Below are 17,938 nucleotides of genomic sequence, written 5' to 3'. Positions count from 1 at the left end.
CCTGGCCTTGCACCATGGCCGCACTCACTGCGCCAGTGATCTGCCCTGGCGTGTCCTGCACCTTCTTCTTCGGTAAATGACCCGCTATGAGTTCCGCCCTGTCCATCCGACAGCTGACCAAGACCTACGGCAACGGCTTCCAGGCCCTCAAGGGGATTGACCTGGACGTCGCCGAAGGCGACTTCTTCGCCTTGCTCGGCCCCAACGGCGCCGGCAAGTCCACCACCATCGGCATCCTCTCGACCCTGGTCAACAAGACCAGCGGCGTGGTCAACGTGTTCGGCCACGACCTGGACCGCGAGCCCTCGGCGCTCAAGCGCTGCCTGGGCGTGGTGCCGCAGGAGTTCAACTTCAACCAGTTCGAGAAAACCTTCGACATCGTCGTCACCCAGGCCGGCTACTACGGTATCCCGCCCAAGCTGGCGAAGGAACGTGCCGAGCAGTACCTGACCCAGCTGGGGCTGTGGGACAAGCGTGACGTGCAGTCGCGCTCGCTGTCCGGCGGCATGAAGCGGCGGTTGATGATCGCCCGTGCGCTGATCCACGAGCCGCGCCTGCTGATCCTCGACGAGCCCACTGCCGGTGTGGACATCGAGCTGCGCCGCTCGATGTGGAGCTTCCTCACCGAGCTCAACCAGAAGGGCATCACCATCATCCTCACCACCCATTACCTGGAAGAGGCCGAGCAGCTGTGCCGTAACATCGGCATCATCGACCACGGCACCATCGTCGAGAACACCAGCATGCGCCAGTTGCTTGGCAAGCTGCATGTCGAAACGTTCGTGCTCGACCTCAAGCAGGACCTGCCTAATGCCCCTGTGCTGCAGGGCTACCCGTGTCGGCTGCTGACCCCGCACACCCTGGAAGTGCAGGTGGAAAAAGACATCGGCATCACCGCGCTGTTCGGCCAGCTGGCGCTGCAGAACATCGAAGTGCAGAGCCTGCGCAACAAGACCAACCGACTCGAGGAGCTGTTCGTGTCCCTGGTGGAAAAGAACCTGTCGAAGGTGGCCGTATGAGTGTGGAACTGCGCACCAACTGGGTCGCCCTGAACACCATCGTCTACCGCGAAGTACGGCGCTTCCTGCGCATCTGGCCGCAGACCCTGCTGCCGCCGGCGATCACCATGGTCCTGTACTTCGTCATCTTCGGTAACCTGATCGGCCGGCAGATCGGCGACATGGGCGGTTTCACCTACATGCAGTACATCGTGCCGGGGCTGATCATGATGTCGGTGATCACCAACTCCTACGGCAACGTGGTGTCGAGCTTCTTCGGCAGCAAGTTCCAGCGCTCGATCGAAGAGCTGATGGTGTCGCCGGTGTCGCCACACACCATTCTGGTGGGGTATGTGCTGGGCGGTGTGCTGCGCGGCCTGGCGGTGGGGGTTATCGTCACCATCCTGTCGATGTTCTTCACCCATCTGCAGGTGCATCACCTGGGCGTGACTGTGGTCGTGGTGCTGCTGACGGCGACCATCTTTTCGCTGCTGGGCTTCGTCAATGCGGTGTTCGCACGCAACTTCGACGATATCTCGATCATCCCGACTTTCGTGCTGACGCCGCTGACCTACCTGGGCGGGGTGTTCTACTCGATCAACCTGTTGCCGCCGTTCTGGCAGACCGTGTCGCTGGCCAACCCGGTGCTGCACATGGTCAACTCGTTCCGCTACGGCATCCTAGGGGTGTCGGACATCAGTATCGGCACGGCGATCACCTTCATGCTGGTGGCCACCGCAGTGCTCTACATGCTGTGCGTTCGCCTGCTGGTCAGCGGCCGCGGCATGCGTGCCTGAGGCCTTGCACCGGCATTGGCGCCGACGCCACTGCCGGCCCACCCACCAGCGCCAGTAGAGCATGGTGGTGAAGTAGCCAAGGATGCCCAGCACCACGCCGCACACCAGCGAACCGAGCAGGAAGGGTTGCCACAGCGTCGACAGCTGGTCGGTGATCCACTGGAAGGTCAGTTCGTCGGGCAGGGTGCGGGGTGGTACCTGCATCAGCCAGGCGCCGGTCATGTAGGTGACGAAGAACACCGGCGGCATGGTCAGCGGGTTGGTCAGCCAGACCAGGCTGACCGCAATCGGCAGGTTGCCGCGCAGCGGAATGGCCAGCGCCGCAGCCAGCAGCATCTGCGCCGGCATCGGGATCAGCGCCGCAAACAGGCCAACGCCCATGGCCCGCGCCACCGAGTGGCGGTTCAGGTGCCAGAGGTTCGGGTCGTGGAGCAACTTGCCGAAAAAGCGTAAGGACTTGTGTTCCCGAATGCTGGTCGGGTCCGGCATGTAGCGTTTGAAGAGTCGGCGCGGCATGTAGGCTCCCGGAGCGTGGACCCGGGCAGTATGCCTCTATTCGCGTTCAGCCTCGTTTAGAGTTTGTGACAATTGTTGAGCGGGCAATCCCGGCTTTTCGGCTATGCCTCAGTAAGCGATTCTGCTTCTGGAGCTCTACCTCATGCGCACAGGGATGTTTGCGCTCGCGCTCGGGCTGTTGTGCCTGGGTTTTCTACCGGCGTTGCCATCGGTCGGATGGCTATCGATGCTGCTGCTTGTCGGACTGGTTTGCCTGTTTACACGAGCTTGGCCGGTGGGCTGTTTTGTACTCGGGCTGTGCTGGGCCTGCGGGTCGGCGCAATGGGCGTTGGATGATCGGCTGGAGCCTGGCCTGGACGGTCGTACGCTGTGGCTGGAGGGCCGGGTGGTCGGGCTGCCGACGCGCACCGTGCAGGGTGTGCGTTTCGAGCTGGAACAGCCGCAGTCGCGTCGCGCCGAACTGCCCCGGCGCCTGCAACTGAGCTGGTTCGATGGCCCGGCCATACGGGCCGGCGAGCAGTGGCGCGTGGCAGCCACCTTGCAGCGCCCGGCCGGCTTGCTGAACCCTCATGGCCCGGACCGTGAAGCGCAGCTGTTGGCCCGGCGCATCGGTGCCACGGGTACGGTAAAGGCGGGCCAGCTGACCTATGCGGTCGCCCCAGGTTGGCGCGATGCGCTGCGCCAGCGCCTGCTCGAGGTCGATGCTCAGGGGCAAGAAGCGGCATTGGTCGCCTTGGTGCTCGGCGACGGGGCGGGCTTGGGCCGTGAGCAGTGGCAAACGTTGCAGGCCACTGGCACGGTGCACTTGCTGGTGATTTCCGGGCAACACATCAGTCTGGTCGCGGGCTTGTTGTATGCCGTGGTTGCGGGCCTGGCGCGGTGGGGGCTCTGGCCCCAGGGTTGGCCCTGGTTGCCGTGGGCGTGCGGCCTGGCGCTGGCGGCGGCGCTGGGCTACGGCTGGCTGGCCGGCGCAGGGGTGCCGGTGCAGCGCGCCTGCCTGATGCTGGCGGTCGTGCTGCTGTGGCGCCTGCGCTTTCGTCAGTTGGGGGCGGTGTTTCCGCTATTGCTGGCGTTGAACCTGGTGTTGCTGGCCGAACCCTTGGCGGCGTTGCTGCCCGGTTTCTGGCTGTCGTTCGCGGCGGTGGCGATTCTCATCTACAGCTTTGCCGCACGGCTTGGCGGCTGGCGCCCCTGGCAGGCGTGGACGCGGGCCCAGTGGGTAATCGCCATCGGCCTGCTGCCAGTGCTGTTGGCCACAGGGCTGCCGGTCAGCCTGAGTGCGCCTGCGGCGAACCTGCTGGCGGTGCCCTGGATCAGCCTGGCGGTGTTGCCACTGGCATTGCTTGGTGCGCTGTTGCTACCGCTGGCGAGTGTAGGTGAGGGTTTGCTCTGGGTTGCGGGTGGCTTGCTGGACATGCTTTTCGGCCTGCTTGCCTTGATCGCGCAGTGGCGGCCGGTGTGGGTGCCGCCTGCACTGCCGGTATGGGCCTGGTTGCTGGTATGTGTCGGGGCGCTGCTGCTGTTGCTGCCCCGTGGTGTGCCGCTGCGCGGTCTGGGTGGGGTCATGCTGCTGGCCCTCTGGGTGCCACGGGAGTCGGTGCCTCATGGGCAGGTCGAGGTCTGGCATCTGGACGTGGGCCAAGGGTTGGCGGTGTTGTTGCGCACGCGGCATCACACCGTGCTGTACGACGCTGGGCCCGCCAGGGGCGAAACCGACCTGGGCGAGCGGGTGGTGTTGCCGACCCTGCACAAGCTTGGGGTGGGTCGCGTGGACCTGATGCTGATCAGTCATGCCCATGCCGACCATGCGGGCGGCGCTGCGGCCATTCTGCGCGGCGTGCCGGTCGGGCGGGCGATGGGGGGTGAAGCGCTGGATGGTGTTCAGTTGCAACCTTGTGCCAGTGGCGAGCGATGGACGTGGGATGGCGTGCAGTTTTCGCTGTGGCGCTGGGGGGGCGGGCAAAGCAGCAACGACCGCTCTTGTGTGCTGATGGTCGAAGCGCAAGGCGAGCGGTTGCTGCTGGCGGGGGATATGGAGGCCGGGGCCGAGCGGGCTTGGCTGGCGGACACCGAAGCGCCTGATATCGACTGGTTGCAGGCCCCGCACCATGGCAGCCGCAGTTCTTCCAGCGAGGCCTTCATCCGCGCCACGGCACCGCGTGGGGTGCTGATTTCGCGGGGGCGCAACAACAGCTTCGGGCACCCGCATGTGCAGGTGATCGAGCGCTATCGGCGGTATGGGGTGGTGGTGCATGACACGGCGGTTGAAGGGGCTTTGCGGCTGGTGTTGGGGGGGCAGGGTGAGGTCCAGGGTGTTCGTGGGCAGCGGCGGTTCTGGCGGGGGCGGTGAGGTGGGGCTGGCAGGTGCATGCCTATGAAGCCAACATGGACCGCCCTGGTGCATGACTGGAGACAGGTGGAGCGGCATCAGCGTCCACCGACTTGCATCGCCATGCCAACAAGGCGGGCCCTGTTGGCGGCACAGGAGGCACTGGCCCGAAACAGATGTAGGAGCGACCTTGGTCGCGATGCGCCGCGCGGGCGGCGCTCGATCTCATAGGCGCTGAAAATGTGGTGACAGCCACCTTTAAGCCCTCCCTCTCCCCTGAAAAACCCCAACCCCATTTCCCTGACCTCCGGCAGATGAGCCACCGCCGCTCATATGTTAGAGTGGCGGCCTTTTTCCAAAGGGGCGTTTACTGTGTGGGAATTGGTCAAGTCCGGTGGTTGGATGATGCTACCGATCATTCTGAGTTCCATCGCCGCCATGGCTATCGTCGCCGAGCGCCTGTGGACGCTGCGCGCCAGTCGTGTCACCCCGCCACACCTGCTGGGCCAGGTGTGGATGTGGATCAAGGACAAGCAACTCACCAGTGACAAGCTCAAGGCCCTGCGCGCCGATTCGCCGCTGGGCGAGATTCTGGCTGCGGGCCTGGCCAATTCGCGCCATGGCCGCGAGATCATGAAAGAGTGCATCGAAGAAGCCGCCTCCCGCGTCATCCACGATCTCGAACGCTACATCAGTGCCCTCGGCACCATCGCTGCCATGGCGCCGCTGCTCGGCCTGCTGGGCACCGTGCTGGGCATGATCGACATCTTCAGCGCCTTCATGGGCTCGCAGATGACCGCCAACGCCGCCGTGCTGGCCGGCGGTATCTCCAAGGCCCTGGTCACCACCGCAGCCGGCCTGATGGTCGGTATCCCGGCGGTGTTCTTCCATCGCTTCCTGCTGCGCCGCATCGACGAGCTGGTAGTGGGCATGGAGCAGGAGGCGATCAAGCTGGTGGAAGTGATCCAGGGCGACCGCGAAGTGGAAGTGGCCGGAGACAAGGCGTGAAGTTCCGGCGCAATCGCCAGCGGGAGAACGTCGACATCAACCTCGCATCGCTGATCGATGTGGTGTTTGTCTTGCTGCTGTTCTTCGTGGTCACCACTACGTTCACCCGCGAGACCCAGTTGCGTGTCGAGCTGCCCGAAGCGGCCAGCGCCGAGCAGCCGCCGGCGGACCAGGGCAAGCTGGTGGAAGTCACCATTAGCGCCGATGGCGTGTATTCGGTGAACAACCACCTGCTGCCCAAGAGCGACCTGGCGACCCTGACCGAGGCAATCGAGCGCGAGTCGGGTGGCGACAACAAGCTGCCGCTGGCCATCAGTGCCGACGGCAAGACCCCACACCAGGCCGTGATCACTGCAATGGATGCCGCCGGCAAGCTCGGTTTCAGCCACCTGCGCATGACCACCGTCGAGGCCGCCCAGGGGACACCTTGATGGCGCTTGCCGACCGCCTGCTCGCCGCCTGGTACGCCGGGCATCCGGCCCTGGCGCTGCTGCGCCCGCTCGAGGCGTTGTACCGGCGCGTGGTAATGCGCAAGCGCGCGCGGTTTCTCAGCGGCGAAAGTGCCAGCTATCGGGCGCCGGTGCCGATCATCGTGGTGGGCAACATCACTGTGGGCGGCACCGGCAAGACACCGATGATCCTCTGGCTGATCGAGCATTGCCGCCGCCAGGGCCTCAAGGTTGGCGTGGTCAGCCGTGGCTACGGTGCCAAGCCGCCACACTACCCGTGGCGGGTAGAAGCGAGCCAGCCGGCCGAACAGGCCGGGGACGAGCCCCTGCTGATCGTCCAGCGCACCGGCGTGCCACTGATGATCGACCCTGACCGCTCCGCTGCGGTGCAGGCACTGCTGGCCAGCGAGCCGCTGGACCTGATCCTGTGCGACGACGGCATGCAGCACTACCGCCTGGCCCGTGACCTTGAACTGGTGCTGATCGATGCCGCCCGCGGCCTCGGCAATGGCCGCTGCCTGCCCGCCGGCCCGCTGCGCGAGCCACGTGAGCGCCTGCTGGAGGCGGATGCCGTGCTGTACAACGGCGCCGATGGCGACCGCGCGGACGGTTTTGGTTTCTGCCTGCAGCCGTCGGCCCTGGTCAACCTGCGCAGCGGCGAACGCCGCGAACTCGACCTTTTCCCGGCAGGCCAGCGTCTGCATGCGGTGGCCGGTATCGGTAACCCGCAACGTTTCTTCAATACCCTGCTGGGGCTAAACTGGCAGCCGGTGCCGCATCCCTTTGCCGACCATGCGCAGTTCAGCGCCGAAAGCCTGGCGTTCAGCCCGGCGCTGCCGCTGGTCATGACCGAAAAGGATGCGGTGAAATGCCGGGCCTTCGCGGCTGATGACTGGTGGTACCTGGCTGTCGAGGCACAGCCCACGCCAGCGTTCGGCGCCTGGTTCGACAGCCAGCTGCAGCGCTTGCTGCGCAAGCCCTGAGCCCTTCTTCATTTTCCGGCCAACTGGCCTCAAGGACGCTTCCATGGACACCAAACTGCTCGATATCCTGGCCTGCCCGATCACCAAGGGCCCGCTCAAGCTCAGTGCCGACAAGACCGAGCTGATCAGCAAGGGCGCGGGCCTGGCCTACCCGATCCGCGACGGCATCCCGGTGATGCTGGAAAGCGAGGCGCGTACCCTGACCGACGACGAGCGTCTGGACAAATGAGCGTGAACTTCACCGTGGTCATTCCCGCCCGGCTGCGCTCCACGCGCCTGCCGGGCAAGCCGTTGCTGGCGATTGCCGGCAAGCCGATGGTCCAGCATGTCTGGGAGCAGGCGCGCAAGAGCGGCGCCGGTCGTGTGGTCATCGCCACCGATGACGCCAGCATCCTCGAAGCCTGCCAGGCCTTTGGTGCCGAAGTGCTGATGACCCGCGCCGACCATGAATCGGGCACCGACCGCCTGGCCGAAGTGGCCGCGCACCTCGGCCTGCCGGCTGATGCCATCGTGGTCAACGTGCAAGGTGACGAGCCGTTGATCCCGCCGGTGATCATCGACCAGGTGGCCGCCAACCTGGCTGCCCACCCGGAGGCAGGTATCGCCACCCTCGCCGAGCCGATCCATGAGCCGGACACCGTATTCAACCCCAATGCGGTCAAGGTGGTCAGCGACAAGAACGGCCTGGCCCTGAGCTTCAGCCGTGCGCCGCTGCCGTGGGCCCGCGATGCCTTTGCCAAGGACCGCAATGCATTGCCGCAAGGCGTGCCATACCGCCGCCACATCGGCATGTACGCCTACCGCGTCGGCTTCCTGCAGGACTTCGTCAGCTGGGGCCCATGCTGGCTCGAGCAGACCGAGGCCCTGGAGCAGTTGCGTGCGCTGTGGCATGGCGTGCGTATCCACGTCGAGGACGCCATCGAGGCGCCCGCCGTGGGTGTCGATACTCCTGAAGACCTTGAGCGCGTTCGGCGCTTGCTGGAGGCCTGATGCGCGTCCTGTTCGTCTGCCTCGGCAATATCTGCCGCTCGCCCACCGCTGAAGGTGTGCTGCGCCATCAGTTGCAGGCGGCCGGCCTGGCCGAGCAGGTACACGTGGCATCTGCCGGTACCGGCGACTGGCACGTCGGCAAGGCCCCGGACAGCCGCACCTGCAAGGCCGCGTTGGTGCGTGGTTATGACTTGTCGCGCCAGCGTGCCCAGCAGGTAAAGCCGGCGCATTTCGCCGAGTACGACCTGATCCTGGCCATGGATGAGAGCAACCTTGGCCATCTGCGCGCCATGCGCCCGCACAGCGCCGCAGGCGAGCTCGACCTGTTCCTGCGCCGCTATGGTGCGGCCCTGGACGAAGTGCCGGACCCTTACTATGGCGGTGCCGAGGGCTTCGAACAGGTGCTCGACCTGATCGAAGCGGCGTGCCGCGAGCTGGTCGTGGAAATCAAGGGGCGCCTATGACAGTGGTTTGGCAGGAGCGCGTCTCGCTAAAGCCTTACAACACCTTCGGCATCGACGTGAAGGCCCGGTATTTCGTCCAGGTACACAACGATGACGAGGTGCGCGAGGCGCTGGCCCAGGCGCGCCAGCGTGCATTGCCGGTACAGGTGATCGGCGGTGGCAGCAACCTGCTGCTGACCCGCGATATCGACGCGCTGGTGCTGCACATGGCCAGCCGTGGTCGGTGCGTGCTGAGTGATGACGGTGAGCGGGTAGTTGTCGAGGCAGAGGCCGGCGAACCCTGGCACCCGTTCGTGCAATGGTCGTTGGCGCAAGGCTGTTGTGGGCTGGAAAACCTCAGCCTGATCCCCGGTACCGTAGGCGCTGCGCCGATGCAGAACGTTGGCGCCTATGGGGTCGAGATCAAGGATGTGTTCGCCGGGCTGACTGCGCTGGACCGGGAGACCGGTGAGCTACGTGATTTTGGCCTGGAGGCGTGTGCCTTCGGTTACCGCGACAGCGTGTTCAAGCGCAACCCCGGGCGCTGGTTGATCCTGCGTGTGCGTTTTGCCTTGAGCCGCACGTTGCGCGCCCACCTGGATTACGGGCCAGTGCGCCAGCGTCTGGTGGAGCAGGGTGTCGAGCAAGCGAGTGCACAGGCGATCAGTGACGCCATTTGCAGCATTCGTCGCGAGAAACTGCCGGACCCGGCCGAGCTGGGTAACGCGGGAAGCTTCTTCAAGAACCCGGTGGTGTCCGCTGAGCGGGTAGAGCGTATCCGCGCTCAGCATCCGGGTGTGGTCGCTTATCCCCAGGCTGACGGCCAGGTGAAACTGGCGGCGGGCTGGTTGATCGAGCAGGCGGGCTGGAAAGGCTATCGCGAGGGCGATGCCGGAGTGCATCGGTTGCAGTCGCTGGTGCTGGTCAACTATGGCCAGGCGAGCGGGGCGCAGCTGCATGCGCTGGCGCAGCGAATCCAGGCGGATATCCTGGAGCGGTTCGGGGTGGAGCTGGAGATGGAGCCCAACCTTTACTGATTGCATCGCCTGTCCCGGCCTCTTCGCGGGCAAGCCCGCTCCCACAGGTAGGGTGCAGCATTCAGTCCCTGTGGTGATTCTGTGGGAGCGGGCTTGCCCGCGAAGAGGCCGGTGCTGACAAACAGATAGCCAAGAAAAAGCCCCGCCAGTTCGCACTGGCGGGGCTTTTTCATTCAGCCTTGGCTATCAACCGTGATGAGGCTTGTGCTCATCGGCGGTTTCCAGCGCGGGCTCGGCAGCTTCCTGGGCAGCTTTGGCAGCAGCCTCGGCTTCACGCTTGCGGCGACGCACTTCACGTGGGTCGTTCGGCGCACGGCCGTTTGGCAGCATGATGGTAGCGGCTTCGACGGTTGCCGGGGCTTCTACCGGGGCTGGCTCGACAACAGCCGGGGCCGCTTCGGCAGCGACAGGTTCTACCGCTACTTCTGGCTGGGCTTCGACGACAGCGACTGGCTGCTCGGCAACCGGGGCTTCTTCGGCTACAACCTGAGCTTTCTCGGCTTCACCACCCTCGACCACTGGCGCTTCGACGGCCTCGACTACGGCAGCAGGGGCCTCGACCGGGGCTTGGGCAACCACTGCAGGCTCGGCGGCAGGGGCTTCTTCAACCACGGGCTGCGGTACGACTTCGACCACTGGCTCGATGCCGGCTTCGACCACGGCGACCGGCTCGCTGACAGGCTGCTCGACCACCGGGGCGATGGCAGCTTCCTCGGCTTGAGCAGCCACTTCAGCCTGCTCGGTCGGCTGGGCGACTTCGGTGTTGACGGTGATGGCTTCGGCGCTGGCGCGTTCAGCCTGCTGGTTGGCCTGCGCCTCGGCATCGGCGCTGATGTGGCTGCTGGCGACAGCAGCGGTGACGGCAAGGCCGGCAGCCAGTTCGGCGCCAAGCTCGGTGGCCTGGTGCTGTTGCGGCTGTTCATCGCTGCCTTCTTCGTCGCTGCCTTCGATCAGCTCGCCATTGGCATTGCGCTGACGCTCACGACGGTTGCTGCGGCGACGCTGGCCACGGGAGCGACGACGCGGACGCTCGTCATCGCTACCTTCCTGTTCGTCTTGCAGCAGCTCTTCGTTCGGCAGTTGCTCTTCGGCGAGCTCGGCAGCCTGTTCAACAGGCTGTTCGGCTGGGCGTGGCTGACGCTCTTCGCGCGGTGGGCGAGGCTGGCGTTCTTCGCGAGGAGCACGCTCTTCACGTGGGGCGCGTTCTTCGCGAGGGGCACGCTCTTCACGGGGAGCACGTTCTTCGCGAGGGGTGCGCTCTCGCGGCGCGCGCTCTTCGCGCGGAGCACGTTCTTCACGTGGCTGGCGCTCTTCGCGTTCGGCTGGTGGGGTGGCGTCCAGTGGCTCACGCAGCTCACGTACGCGCTCTTCGCCACGGTTGCCACGGCGGTCTTCGCGTGGCTGGCGAGGAGCACGTTCTTCACGTGGAGCGCGCTCTTCGCGAGGTGCGCGTTCTTCGCGTGGCGCACGCTCCTCGCGAGGGGCGCGTTCTTCGCGTGGTTGACGCTCTTCACGCGGGGCGCGCTCGGCACGTTCTTCGCGCGGTTTGCGTTCTTCGTCGCGGCGGCCGTTGCGGTTGCGGCTTTGCTGGCGGCCGTTGCGGCGCTCTTCGTTGCGCGCACCGCGCTCGGCAGTCGGCTTCTCGGCGGCAGCAACAACCGGCGCAGCGGCAGGTTCTTCCTTGCCGGCGAACAGGCTGACCAGCGACTTCACCAGGCCCTTGAACAGGCTTGGCTCAGGTGCGCTTGGCGCAGGGGCTACCGGCGCGGCAGGCTGAGGCTGCTCTTGCTCGGCGCTCGGAGCCGGGGCGTTGGTGCGGGCCGGGGCGGTCTTCACCGCAGCTTCCTGGCGGACCAGGGTGCGGGTGGCGGTCGGCTGCGGCGCTTCTTCGGTTTCGGAGGCGGCGATTTCATAGCTGGACTGGTTGTTCAGCACTTCTGGGTTGTCGTCGCGCAGGCGCTGGACTTCGAAGTGCGGGGTTTCCAGGTGGTCGTTCGGCAGAATGATGATGCGCGCGCGGGTACGCAGTTCGATCTTGGTGATCGAGTTGCGCTTCTCGTTGAGCAGGAAGGCCGCGACCGGGATCGGCACCTGGGCGCGTACTTCGGCAGTGCGGTCTTTCAGGGCTTCTTCTTCGATCAGGCGCAGGATGGCCAGCGACAGCGATTCGACGTCACGGATGATGCCGGTGCCGGAGCAGCGTGGGCAGACGATGCCACTGCTTTCGCCCAGCGACGGGCGCAGGCGTTGACGGGACATCTCCAGCAGGCCGAAACGCGAGATGCGGCCAACCTGGACGCGGGCGCGGTCTGCTTCCAGGCATTCACGCACGCGCTCTTCGACGGCGCGCTGGTTCTTCGCCGGGGTCATGTCGATGAAGTCGATGACGATCAGGCCACCGATATCACGCAGGCGCAGCTGGCGGGCGATTTCTTCAGCCGCTTCCAGGTTGGTCTGCAGTGCGGTTTCCTCGATGTCGCTGCCCTTGGTGGCGCGCGCCGAGTTGATGTCGATGGAGACCAGTGCCTCGGTCGGGTCGATCACGATCGAGCCGCCGGACGGCAGGTCGACGACGCGCTGGAAGGCGGTCTCGATCTGGCTTTCGATCTGGAAGCGGTTGAACAGCGGGACGCTGTCTTCGTACAGCTTGACCTTGCTGGCGTACTGCGGCATCACCTGGCGGATGAAGGTCAGGGCTTCTTCCTGGGCATCGATGCTGTCGATCAGCACTTCGCCGATGTCCTGGCGCAGGTAGTCGCGGATGGCGCGGATGATGACGTTGCTTTCCTGGTAGATCAGGAACGGTGCGGCGCGGTCCAGGGACGCTTCCTTGATGGCGGTCCACAGCTGCAGCAGGTAGTCGAGGTCCCACTGCATTTCTTCGCTGCTGCGGCCAAGGCCGGCAGTGCGCACGATCAGGCCCATATCGCCCGGCACGGTCAGGCCGTTCAGGGCTTCGCGCAGTTCGTTGCGCTCTTCGCCTTCGATGCGGCGGGAAATGCCACCGGCGCGCGGGTTGTTGGGCATCAGCACCAGGTAACGGCCGGCCAGGCTGATGAAGGTGGTCAGGGCGGCGCCTTTGTTGCCGCGCTCTTCCTTCTCGACCTGGACGATGACTTCCTGGCCTTCGCTCAGGACTTCCTTGATGTTGACCCGGCCTTCAGGGGCTTTCTTGAAGTATTCGCGGGAGATTTCCTTCAGCGGCAGGAAGCCGTGACGTTCGGAGCCGAAGTCGACGAAGGCGGCTTCGAGGCTGGGCTCGATCCGGGTGATCTTGCCTTTGTAGATGTTGGCCTTTTTCTGCTCGCGCGCACCGGACTCGATGTCCAGGTCGTACAGGCGTTGGCCGTCCACCAGGGCTACACGCAACTCTTCGGGTTGAGTTGCGTTAATCAGCATTCTTTTCATGTTGTACCGTCGGTTTCCGGGCTGCCGGAAACGGCGTTCGGCACACACGACTTCTCATGGTCGGTGCCAAGGTGCGCAAAGGGTGGCCGGGCCACCCCCGTGTCGAGCAACGTTCGGCACCAGCCGGTTGCCCAGCCTGCCGTTGTCGCGACGACGCGTCCTGTTTGCTGCGGTGCCTACCAGGCCCCGGTGGCTTCGAATGGGTATCCGAATCAACCAGGCGGGCCTCGTGCACTCAGTCAGGAGGAGGAATCAACCGTCAGCCGTGGACGCCCGGAGGCATCTGTTCAGGACCTTATCCGCTCGCCGGCCATTCAGTGGGCCGGTGGCCGGACGCGGTGCTACACGGTCCGAGGGCTGTGCATCTCCACCCTGCACGTATCCCTGATAATTCGGGTGCTGCCGCGCGCTGAATCCGCAACGGGTTGCATTTTTCGCCAGCTTCGAACGGGAAGCTGGCGCCATTACATATCCAAGGCAGGTATTTCCGAAGCATTCGCCTTGCGTTGCGTGGAAGCGACGGGGGCGGGCAGAGGTGCTGCGAAAAGAATCGGGAAGCAGGTAAAAAACCACACTTGTCGTTTTTTTTCGGTCTTCTCTACACAGCGCTGGTGGCGATTCCAGGCAATTCGGTAAACTGGCGAAAACCCCGTAGGACGGCCTCGCGTCCTGGAGAACTGCTCAGGTCAGCAACCGGCCCAGGGCCTGGTTTCTCTGGCCTGCCGCTTTTGGCGGCGTTCGCGACTATAGCATTGATGATTAAGTGCTTCAATTCCATAAATAATTGTTATTATTCCCGCCATGACGACCAATACCCCTCCGACTTCCGGCGTTCAGCTGATCGAAGTCGCGCCGGAACTTGCCGGCCAACGCATCGATAATTTCCTCATCACGGCGCTCAAGGGCGTGCCCAAGACCTTGGTCTACCGCATCTTGCGCAAGGGCGAAGTGCGGGTCAACAAGGGCCGGGTCAAGCCTGAGTACAAGATCCAGGCCGGTGATATCGTGCGCGTGCCGCCTGTCCGTTTGCCCGAGCGTGACGAACCGGCACCGGTAGCCCAAGGGCTGCTGCAGCGTCTGGAGGCGGCCATCGTCTACGAAGACAAGGCGCTGATCGTGATGAACAAGCCGGCCGGCATTGCCGTGCATGGCGGCAGCGGCCTGAGCTTCGGTGTGATCGAGGCACTGCGCCAGTTGCGCCCGGACGCCAAGGAGCTGGAGCTGGTGCATCGCCTGGATCGCGACACCTCCGGCCTGCTGATGATCGCCAAGAAGCGCAGCATGCTGCGCCACCTGCACGCCGCCTTGCGCGGTGATGGCGTGGACAAGCGCTATATGGCGCTGGTGCGTGGGCACTGGCCAACCTCGAAGAAGCAGGTCAATGCGCCGCTGCTCAAGAGCAACCTGCGGTCCGGCGAGCGCATGGTCGAAGTCAACGACGAGGGCAAGGAAGCGCTGACGCTGTTCCGCGTGCTGCGCCGCTTCGGCGAGTTCGCCACCATTGTCGAGGCGCGCCCGATCACCGGTCGTACCCACCAGATTCGCGTGCATACCCTGCATGCCGGGCACATGATCGCCGGTGACAGCAAGTATGGCGACGAGGACTTCAGCCGCGAGATTCGCGAGCTGGGCGGCAAGCGCCTGTTCCTGCATGCCTATGCCCTGACCGTGCCGCTGCCCGATGGTGGCGAGCTCAAGCTCGAAGCGCCCGTGGATGAGACCTGGGCAAAAACCGTGGAGCGACTCAGTGCGCCATGACCTTGTGAGCAAACCCTATGAGTTGCTGGTTTTCGATTGGGACGGCACCCTGGCCGATTCCATCGGCCGTATCGTCGAGGCCATGAATACCGCCGCCGAGCGTGCCGGTGAGGCCCCCAGTCACGAGGATGCCGTCAAAGGCATCATTGGTCTGGCGCTCGGCGAAGCGATCTCCACGCTTTATCCCCATCTGGGCCCGACCCAGGTCGAAACCTTCCGCCAGCACTATGCCGACATCTATATGGCCCTGGACCAGCAGCCTTCGCCGCTGTTCGAGGGTGTGGTCGAATCGCTGGACGCTTTCCGTGCCGAGGGTTATCGCCTGGCAGTGGCGACCGGCAAGGCGCGCCGCGGGCTGGATCGCGTGCTCAAGGCCAATGGCTGGGAGCAGTTCTTCGACATCACCCGTGCTGCTGACGAAACCCGTGGCAAGCCCCATCCGCTGATGCTCGAAGAAATCCTCGGGCATTGCGGCGTCGAACCCGGGCGGGCGCTGATGGTCGGAGATTCGGCATTCGACCTGCAGATGGCCAGCAATGCCGGCATGCATTCGGTGGCAGTGGGGTATGGTGCCATGTCGCTGCAGGCGCTGGCCGAGTTTGGCCCGCAGGTGTGCATCGATCATTTTTCCCAGCTGCGCGAGTGGCTGGCCGGTTCCAGGCAAGTCCAATTCCAAGGTAGGTGAGCATGGCTGACGAGTGGAAAGCGCCGGTTAACGAAACCGAAGAGGGGCGTCTCGCGCGCGAGGCCCGTGAAGCGCACAACGAAGAAGTTCGTGTCGAGCAAAAGAGCTGGAAGCTGCTGGAAAAGACCCTGCTGGCGGGTGTTCAGGAGCAACGTCGCTCCCGGCGCTGGGGCATCTTCTTCAAATTGCTGACCTTCGTTTACCTGTTCGGCCTTCTGGTGTTGTTCACGCCCTTGATGGACATGGACAAGGCGGCCACCCGCAGTGGCAATCACACGGCCCTGGTAGAGGTGCGCGGGGTGATTGCCGATCAGGAGGCCGCCAGTGCCGACAATCTGGTCAAGAGCTTGCGCGATGCATTCAAGGACCCCAAGACCAAAGCGGTGGTCATGCGCATCAACAGCCCGGGCGGCAGTCCGGTGCAGGCGGGTTACGTGTACGACGAGATCCGCCGCCTGCGTGGTGAGTACCCGGATATCAAGCTGTATGCGGTGATCGCTGATCTGGGGGCCTCCGGTGCGTACTACATCGCCAGTGCGGCGGATGAGATCTATGCCGACAAGGCGAGTCTGGTCGGTTCCATTGGCGTGACGGCGGCCGGCTACGGGTTTGTCGGTTCAATGGAGAAGCTGGGGGTCGAACGTCGTACCTACACGGCGGGCGAGCACAAGGCCTTCCTCGATCCGTTCTCGCCGGAAAAGCCTGATGAGCGAGCGTTCTGGCAGGGCGTGCTGAACACTACGCATCAGCAGTTCATCGCCATGGTAAAACAGGGTCGCGGAGACCGCCTGAAGGACAAGGAGCATCCGGAGCTGTTCAGTGGCCTGGTCTGGTCGGGTGAGCAGGCCAAGGCGCTGGGGCTGGTGGATGGGTTGGGCAGTGCCAGCTATGTGGCGCGGGAGATCGTGGGTGAGAAGGACCTGGTCGATTACACCGTGCAGGAATCGCCGTTCGATCGGTTCTCCAAGCGTATCGGTGCCAGTGTGGCTGAGCACCTGGCCATGTGGATGGGGTTCCAGGGGCCGCAGTTGCGCTGATTCGAATCTGCCGGGGCCGCTCCTACAGAGTGATGCGATTCCTGCAGGAGCGGCCTTGTGTCGCGAAGGGGGCGCAAAGCGCCCCCCCCACAAAAAAATTCTCAAGGTATGACCACGCCTTCCCTGGTCAGCATGTCCACCAACCGAATCAACGGCAGCCCGATCAAACTGGTCGCATCGCACCCGTGCGTGCTCTGGAACAGGCTCACGCCGAGTCCCTCCGCCTTGAAACTCCCCGCGCAATCCAGCGGCTGCTCCGCCGCCACATAACGCTCAACCCGCTCCCGATCCAGCTCGCGCATCGTCACCGTAAACGGCACACAATCGACCTGACATAGGCCGGTCGCGGTATTGAGCAGCGCCAAGCCGGTCAGGAAAGTCACCTGCTGGCCGCTGGCTTCGAGCAACTGCTCGCAGGCTCGTTCGAAGGTATGCGGCTTGCCCAGTATCTGTTCACCCAGCACCGCCACCTGGTCGGAACCAATGATCAGATGCTGCGGATGGCTGCCCGCAAGTGCCTCGGCCTTCTGCCTGGCCAGGCGCCGTACCAGGTCCGTGGCGGGCTCGTCAGCCAGGCGCCGCTCGTCCAGGTCGGGGCTTGCCCAGGTGAAGGGCAGGCGCAGGCGCGCGAGCAGTTCGCGCCGATAGGCAGAGCTGGAAGCCAGCAACAGAGGCAGCATGGTAGACTCCTGATCAGTTGAACCTGATTCTAACATGCGAGATGCCGCCGAATTTCCTTTGACAGGGGCGGGGGGCATCCCTAGAATGCTGCGCCTATGTTGAATGACCCGATTCCACCTCACGTTGACCCGCGCAAATTAGCCGATCGAGGCGTATCCATCACTGGTACGCTGCAACTCGCTGATTTGGAAAGACTCTGCGACCCGCTTTCCGACAATGTCGGTACGGTGCAGGCGAAGTTCGATTTTGAACGAGATGAACAGCACGTGGTGGTTATCCACAGCGAGCTGGACGTCGAAGTCAAAATGGTTTGCCAGCGTTGTCTTGAGCTGGTCACCCTGCCAATCCACAGCGAATGTACTTACGCCGTGGTGAAGGAGGGTGCGAATACCCAGTCGTTGCCGAAAGGCTATGACGTGCTGGAACTGGGCGAAGATCCTTTGGATCTGCAGGCATTGGTCGAGGAGGAGCTGCTGCTCGCCTTGCCTATCGTGCCTGCTCATCATCCGGAAGAATGCCAGCAGCCGGCGGGCGCAGACGAGCCCGAATCGAGCAAGGACGAGGTATCGCGGTCCAACCCGTTCAGTGTTTTGGCGCAGTTAAAGCGTGACCCAAACGTTTAGGAGTTAATCAATTATGGCTGTTCAGCAGAACAAAAAATCCCGCTCTGCCCGTGACATGCGCCGTTCGCACGACGCCCTGTCGGAAAACGCGCTGTCGGTAGAGAAAACCACCGGTGAAGTTCACCTGCGCCACCACGTTTCGCCAGAAGGCGTATACCGTGGTCGCAAAGTGGTCGACAAGGGCGCTGACGAGTAA

Annotated in this window: 17 protein-coding genes and 1 pseudogene; 15 read left to right on the top strand and 3 right to left on the bottom strand. The window is 64.2% G+C overall.

Annotation, left to right across the window (positions count from 1 at the left end; genetic code table 11):
• Nucleotides 1–86: 86 nt before the first annotated feature.
• The gene (locus ACIPW4_RS14735; protein ID WP_400658939.1) at nucleotides 87–1,019 is read left to right on the top strand and encodes an ABC transporter ATP-binding protein; all 933 of its coding nucleotides are present in this window, start codon (nucleotides 87–89) and stop codon (nucleotides 1,017–1,019) included.
• A complete protein-coding gene (locus ACIPW4_RS14730; RefSeq protein WP_400658938.1) occupies nucleotides 1,016–1,795 on the top strand; it encodes an ABC transporter permease in 780 nt (259 codons plus the stop codon). Before ACIPW4_RS14735 ends, ACIPW4_RS14730 begins: the two co-directional genes overlap by 4 nt.
• Nucleotides 1,796–1,804: 9 nt before the next feature.
• Here ACIPW4_RS14730 and ACIPW4_RS14725 read toward each other — a convergent pair.
• Nucleotides 1,805–2,311: pseudogene (locus tag ACIPW4_RS14725) on the bottom strand (DUF2062 domain-containing protein); the annotation flags it as partial.
• Nucleotides 2,312–2,453: 142 nt separating this feature from the next.
• Between ACIPW4_RS14725 and ACIPW4_RS14720 the strand changes: the two are divergent.
• From ACIPW4_RS14720 to murB, 8 genes are all read left to right on the top strand, one after another.
• Nucleotides 2,454–4,661: a DNA internalization-related competence protein ComEC/Rec2 gene (locus ACIPW4_RS14720; RefSeq protein ID WP_400658937.1), complete on the top strand. Its 2,208-nt coding sequence runs from the start codon at nucleotides 2,454–2,456 to the stop codon at nucleotides 4,659–4,661.
• A gap of 351 nt (nucleotides 4,662–5,012) precedes the next feature.
• Nucleotides 5,013–5,648 carry a MotA/TolQ/ExbB proton channel family protein gene (locus tag ACIPW4_RS14715; protein WP_400658935.1) on the top strand — a complete coding sequence of 212 codons (636 nt, stop codon included), beginning with the start codon at nucleotides 5,013–5,015 and terminating at the stop codon, nucleotides 5,646–5,648.
• Nucleotides 5,645–6,079, top strand: a complete 435-nt coding sequence (locus ACIPW4_RS14710) for a biopolymer transporter ExbD (protein WP_176507636.1) — start codon at nucleotides 5,645–5,647, stop codon at nucleotides 6,077–6,079. Before ACIPW4_RS14715 ends, ACIPW4_RS14710 begins: the two co-directional genes overlap by 4 nt.
• Entirely contained in the window at nucleotides 6,079–7,080 is a 1,002-nt protein-coding gene (lpxK, locus tag ACIPW4_RS14705) for a tetraacyldisaccharide 4'-kinase (RefSeq protein WP_400658934.1), read from the top strand. The genes ACIPW4_RS14710 and lpxK overlap by 1 nt, the downstream gene beginning before the upstream one ends.
• A gap of 43 nt (nucleotides 7,081–7,123) precedes the next feature.
• Entirely contained in the window at nucleotides 7,124–7,309 is a 186-nt protein-coding gene (locus ACIPW4_RS14700; RefSeq protein ID WP_003247142.1) for a Trm112 family protein, read from the top strand.
• Complete coding sequence (kdsB, locus tag ACIPW4_RS14695) at nucleotides 7,306–8,070, top strand: 3-deoxy-manno-octulosonate cytidylyltransferase (protein ID WP_400658933.1); 765 nt, start codon at nucleotides 7,306–7,308, stop codon at nucleotides 8,068–8,070. Before ACIPW4_RS14700 ends, kdsB begins: the two co-directional genes overlap by 4 nt.
• Nucleotides 8,070–8,534: a low molecular weight protein-tyrosine-phosphatase gene (locus ACIPW4_RS14690; RefSeq protein ID WP_400658931.1), complete on the top strand. Its 465-nt coding sequence runs from the start codon at nucleotides 8,070–8,072 to the stop codon at nucleotides 8,532–8,534. The genes kdsB and ACIPW4_RS14690 overlap by 1 nt, the downstream gene beginning before the upstream one ends.
• Complete coding sequence (gene murB / locus ACIPW4_RS14685) at nucleotides 8,531–9,550, top strand: UDP-N-acetylmuramate dehydrogenase (protein ID WP_400658929.1); 1,020 nt, start codon at nucleotides 8,531–8,533, stop codon at nucleotides 9,548–9,550. The genes ACIPW4_RS14690 and murB overlap by 4 nt, the downstream gene beginning before the upstream one ends.
• A 186-nt stretch (nucleotides 9,551–9,736) precedes the next feature.
• On the opposite strand, the gene rne is transcribed toward murB, so the two are convergent.
• Entirely contained in the window at nucleotides 9,737–12,958 is a 3,222-nt protein-coding gene (rne, locus tag ACIPW4_RS14680; RefSeq protein ID WP_400658927.1) for a ribonuclease E, read from the bottom strand.
• Nucleotides 12,959–13,759: 801 nt separating this feature from the next.
• Between rne and rluC the strand changes: the two genes are divergently transcribed.
• The 3 genes from rluC to ACIPW4_RS14665 are packed head-to-tail and all read left to right on the top strand — an operon-like array spanning nucleotide 13,760 to nucleotide 16,438.
• Nucleotides 13,760–14,716, top strand: a complete 957-nt coding sequence (gene rluC, locus ACIPW4_RS14675; RefSeq protein ID WP_400658925.1) for a 23S rRNA pseudouridine(955/2504/2580) synthase RluC — start codon at nucleotides 13,760–13,762, stop codon at nucleotides 14,714–14,716.
• 4 nt (nucleotides 14,717–14,720) lie between these two features.
• Nucleotides 14,721–15,401: an HAD family hydrolase gene (locus tag ACIPW4_RS14670; RefSeq protein ID WP_400659154.1), complete on the top strand. Its 681-nt coding sequence runs from the start codon at nucleotides 14,721–14,723 to the stop codon at nucleotides 15,399–15,401.
• A gap of 2 nt (nucleotides 15,402–15,403) precedes the next feature.
• Nucleotides 15,404–16,438 (top strand): S49 family peptidase, encoded by a 1,035-nt coding sequence (locus tag ACIPW4_RS14665; RefSeq protein WP_400658924.1) that lies wholly within the window; start codon nucleotides 15,404–15,406, stop codon nucleotides 16,436–16,438.
• A gap of 101 nt (nucleotides 16,439–16,539) precedes the next feature.
• Here the strand turns inward: ACIPW4_RS14665 and ACIPW4_RS14660 are convergent, their stop codons facing one another.
• Entirely contained in the window at nucleotides 16,540–17,118 is a 579-nt protein-coding gene (locus ACIPW4_RS14660) for a Maf family protein (protein ID WP_400658922.1), read from the bottom strand.
• A 96-nt stretch (nucleotides 17,119–17,214) separates the two neighbouring features.
• Between ACIPW4_RS14660 and ACIPW4_RS14655 the strand changes: the two genes are divergently transcribed.
• A complete protein-coding gene (locus tag ACIPW4_RS14655) occupies nucleotides 17,215–17,742 on the top strand; it encodes a YceD family protein (protein ID WP_400658920.1) in 528 nt (175 codons plus the stop codon).
• Nucleotides 17,743–17,755: 13 nt separating this feature from the next.
• Complete coding sequence (rpmF, locus tag ACIPW4_RS14650; RefSeq protein WP_003247154.1) at nucleotides 17,756–17,938, top strand: 50S ribosomal protein L32; 183 nt, start codon at nucleotides 17,756–17,758, stop codon at nucleotides 17,936–17,938.

This window comes from Pseudomonas sp. NPDC089996 (genome assembly GCF_044748405.1).
Taxonomy (GTDB): Bacteria; Pseudomonadota; Gammaproteobacteria; order Pseudomonadales; family Pseudomonadaceae; genus Aquipseudomonas.
This window is presented reverse-complemented; position numbering and strand designations above follow the sequence as displayed.

Coding starts and splice junctions, on each gene's coding strand:
- ACIPW4_RS14735 (WP_400658939.1), top strand. CDS start 87: ATGAGTTCCGCCCTGTCCATCCGACAGCTGACCAAGACCTACGGCAAC.
- ACIPW4_RS14730 (WP_400658938.1), top strand. CDS start 1,016: ATGAGTGTGGAACTGCGCACCAACTGGGTCGCCCTGAACACCATCGTC.
- ACIPW4_RS14720 (WP_400658937.1), top strand. CDS start 2,454: ATGCGCACAGGGATGTTTGCGCTCGCGCTCGGGCTGTTGTGCCTGGGT.
- lpxK (WP_400658934.1), top strand. CDS start 6,079: ATGGCGCTTGCCGACCGCCTGCTCGCCGCCTGGTACGCCGGGCATCCG.
- ACIPW4_RS14700 (WP_003247142.1), top strand. CDS start 7,124: ATGGACACCAAACTGCTCGATATCCTGGCCTGCCCGATCACCAAGGGC.
- kdsB (WP_400658933.1), top strand. CDS start 7,306: ATGAGCGTGAACTTCACCGTGGTCATTCCCGCCCGGCTGCGCTCCACG.
- ACIPW4_RS14690 (WP_400658931.1), top strand. CDS start 8,070: ATGCGCGTCCTGTTCGTCTGCCTCGGCAATATCTGCCGCTCGCCCACC.
- murB (WP_400658929.1), top strand. CDS start 8,531: ATGACAGTGGTTTGGCAGGAGCGCGTCTCGCTAAAGCCTTACAACACC.
- rne (WP_400658927.1), bottom strand. CDS start 12,958: ATGAAAAGAATGCTGATTAACGCAACTCAACCCGAAGAGTTGCGTGTA.
- rluC (WP_400658925.1), top strand. CDS start 13,760: ATGACGACCAATACCCCTCCGACTTCCGGCGTTCAGCTGATCGAAGTC.
- ACIPW4_RS14665 (WP_400658924.1), top strand. CDS start 15,404: ATGGCTGACGAGTGGAAAGCGCCGGTTAACGAAACCGAAGAGGGGCGT.
- ACIPW4_RS14660 (WP_400658922.1), bottom strand. CDS start 17,118: ATGCTGCCTCTGTTGCTGGCTTCCAGCTCTGCCTATCGGCGCGAACTG.
- ACIPW4_RS14655 (WP_400658920.1), top strand. CDS start 17,215: ATGTTGAATGACCCGATTCCACCTCACGTTGACCCGCGCAAATTAGCC.
- rpmF (WP_003247154.1), top strand. CDS start 17,756: ATGGCTGTTCAGCAGAACAAAAAATCCCGCTCTGCCCGTGACATGCGC.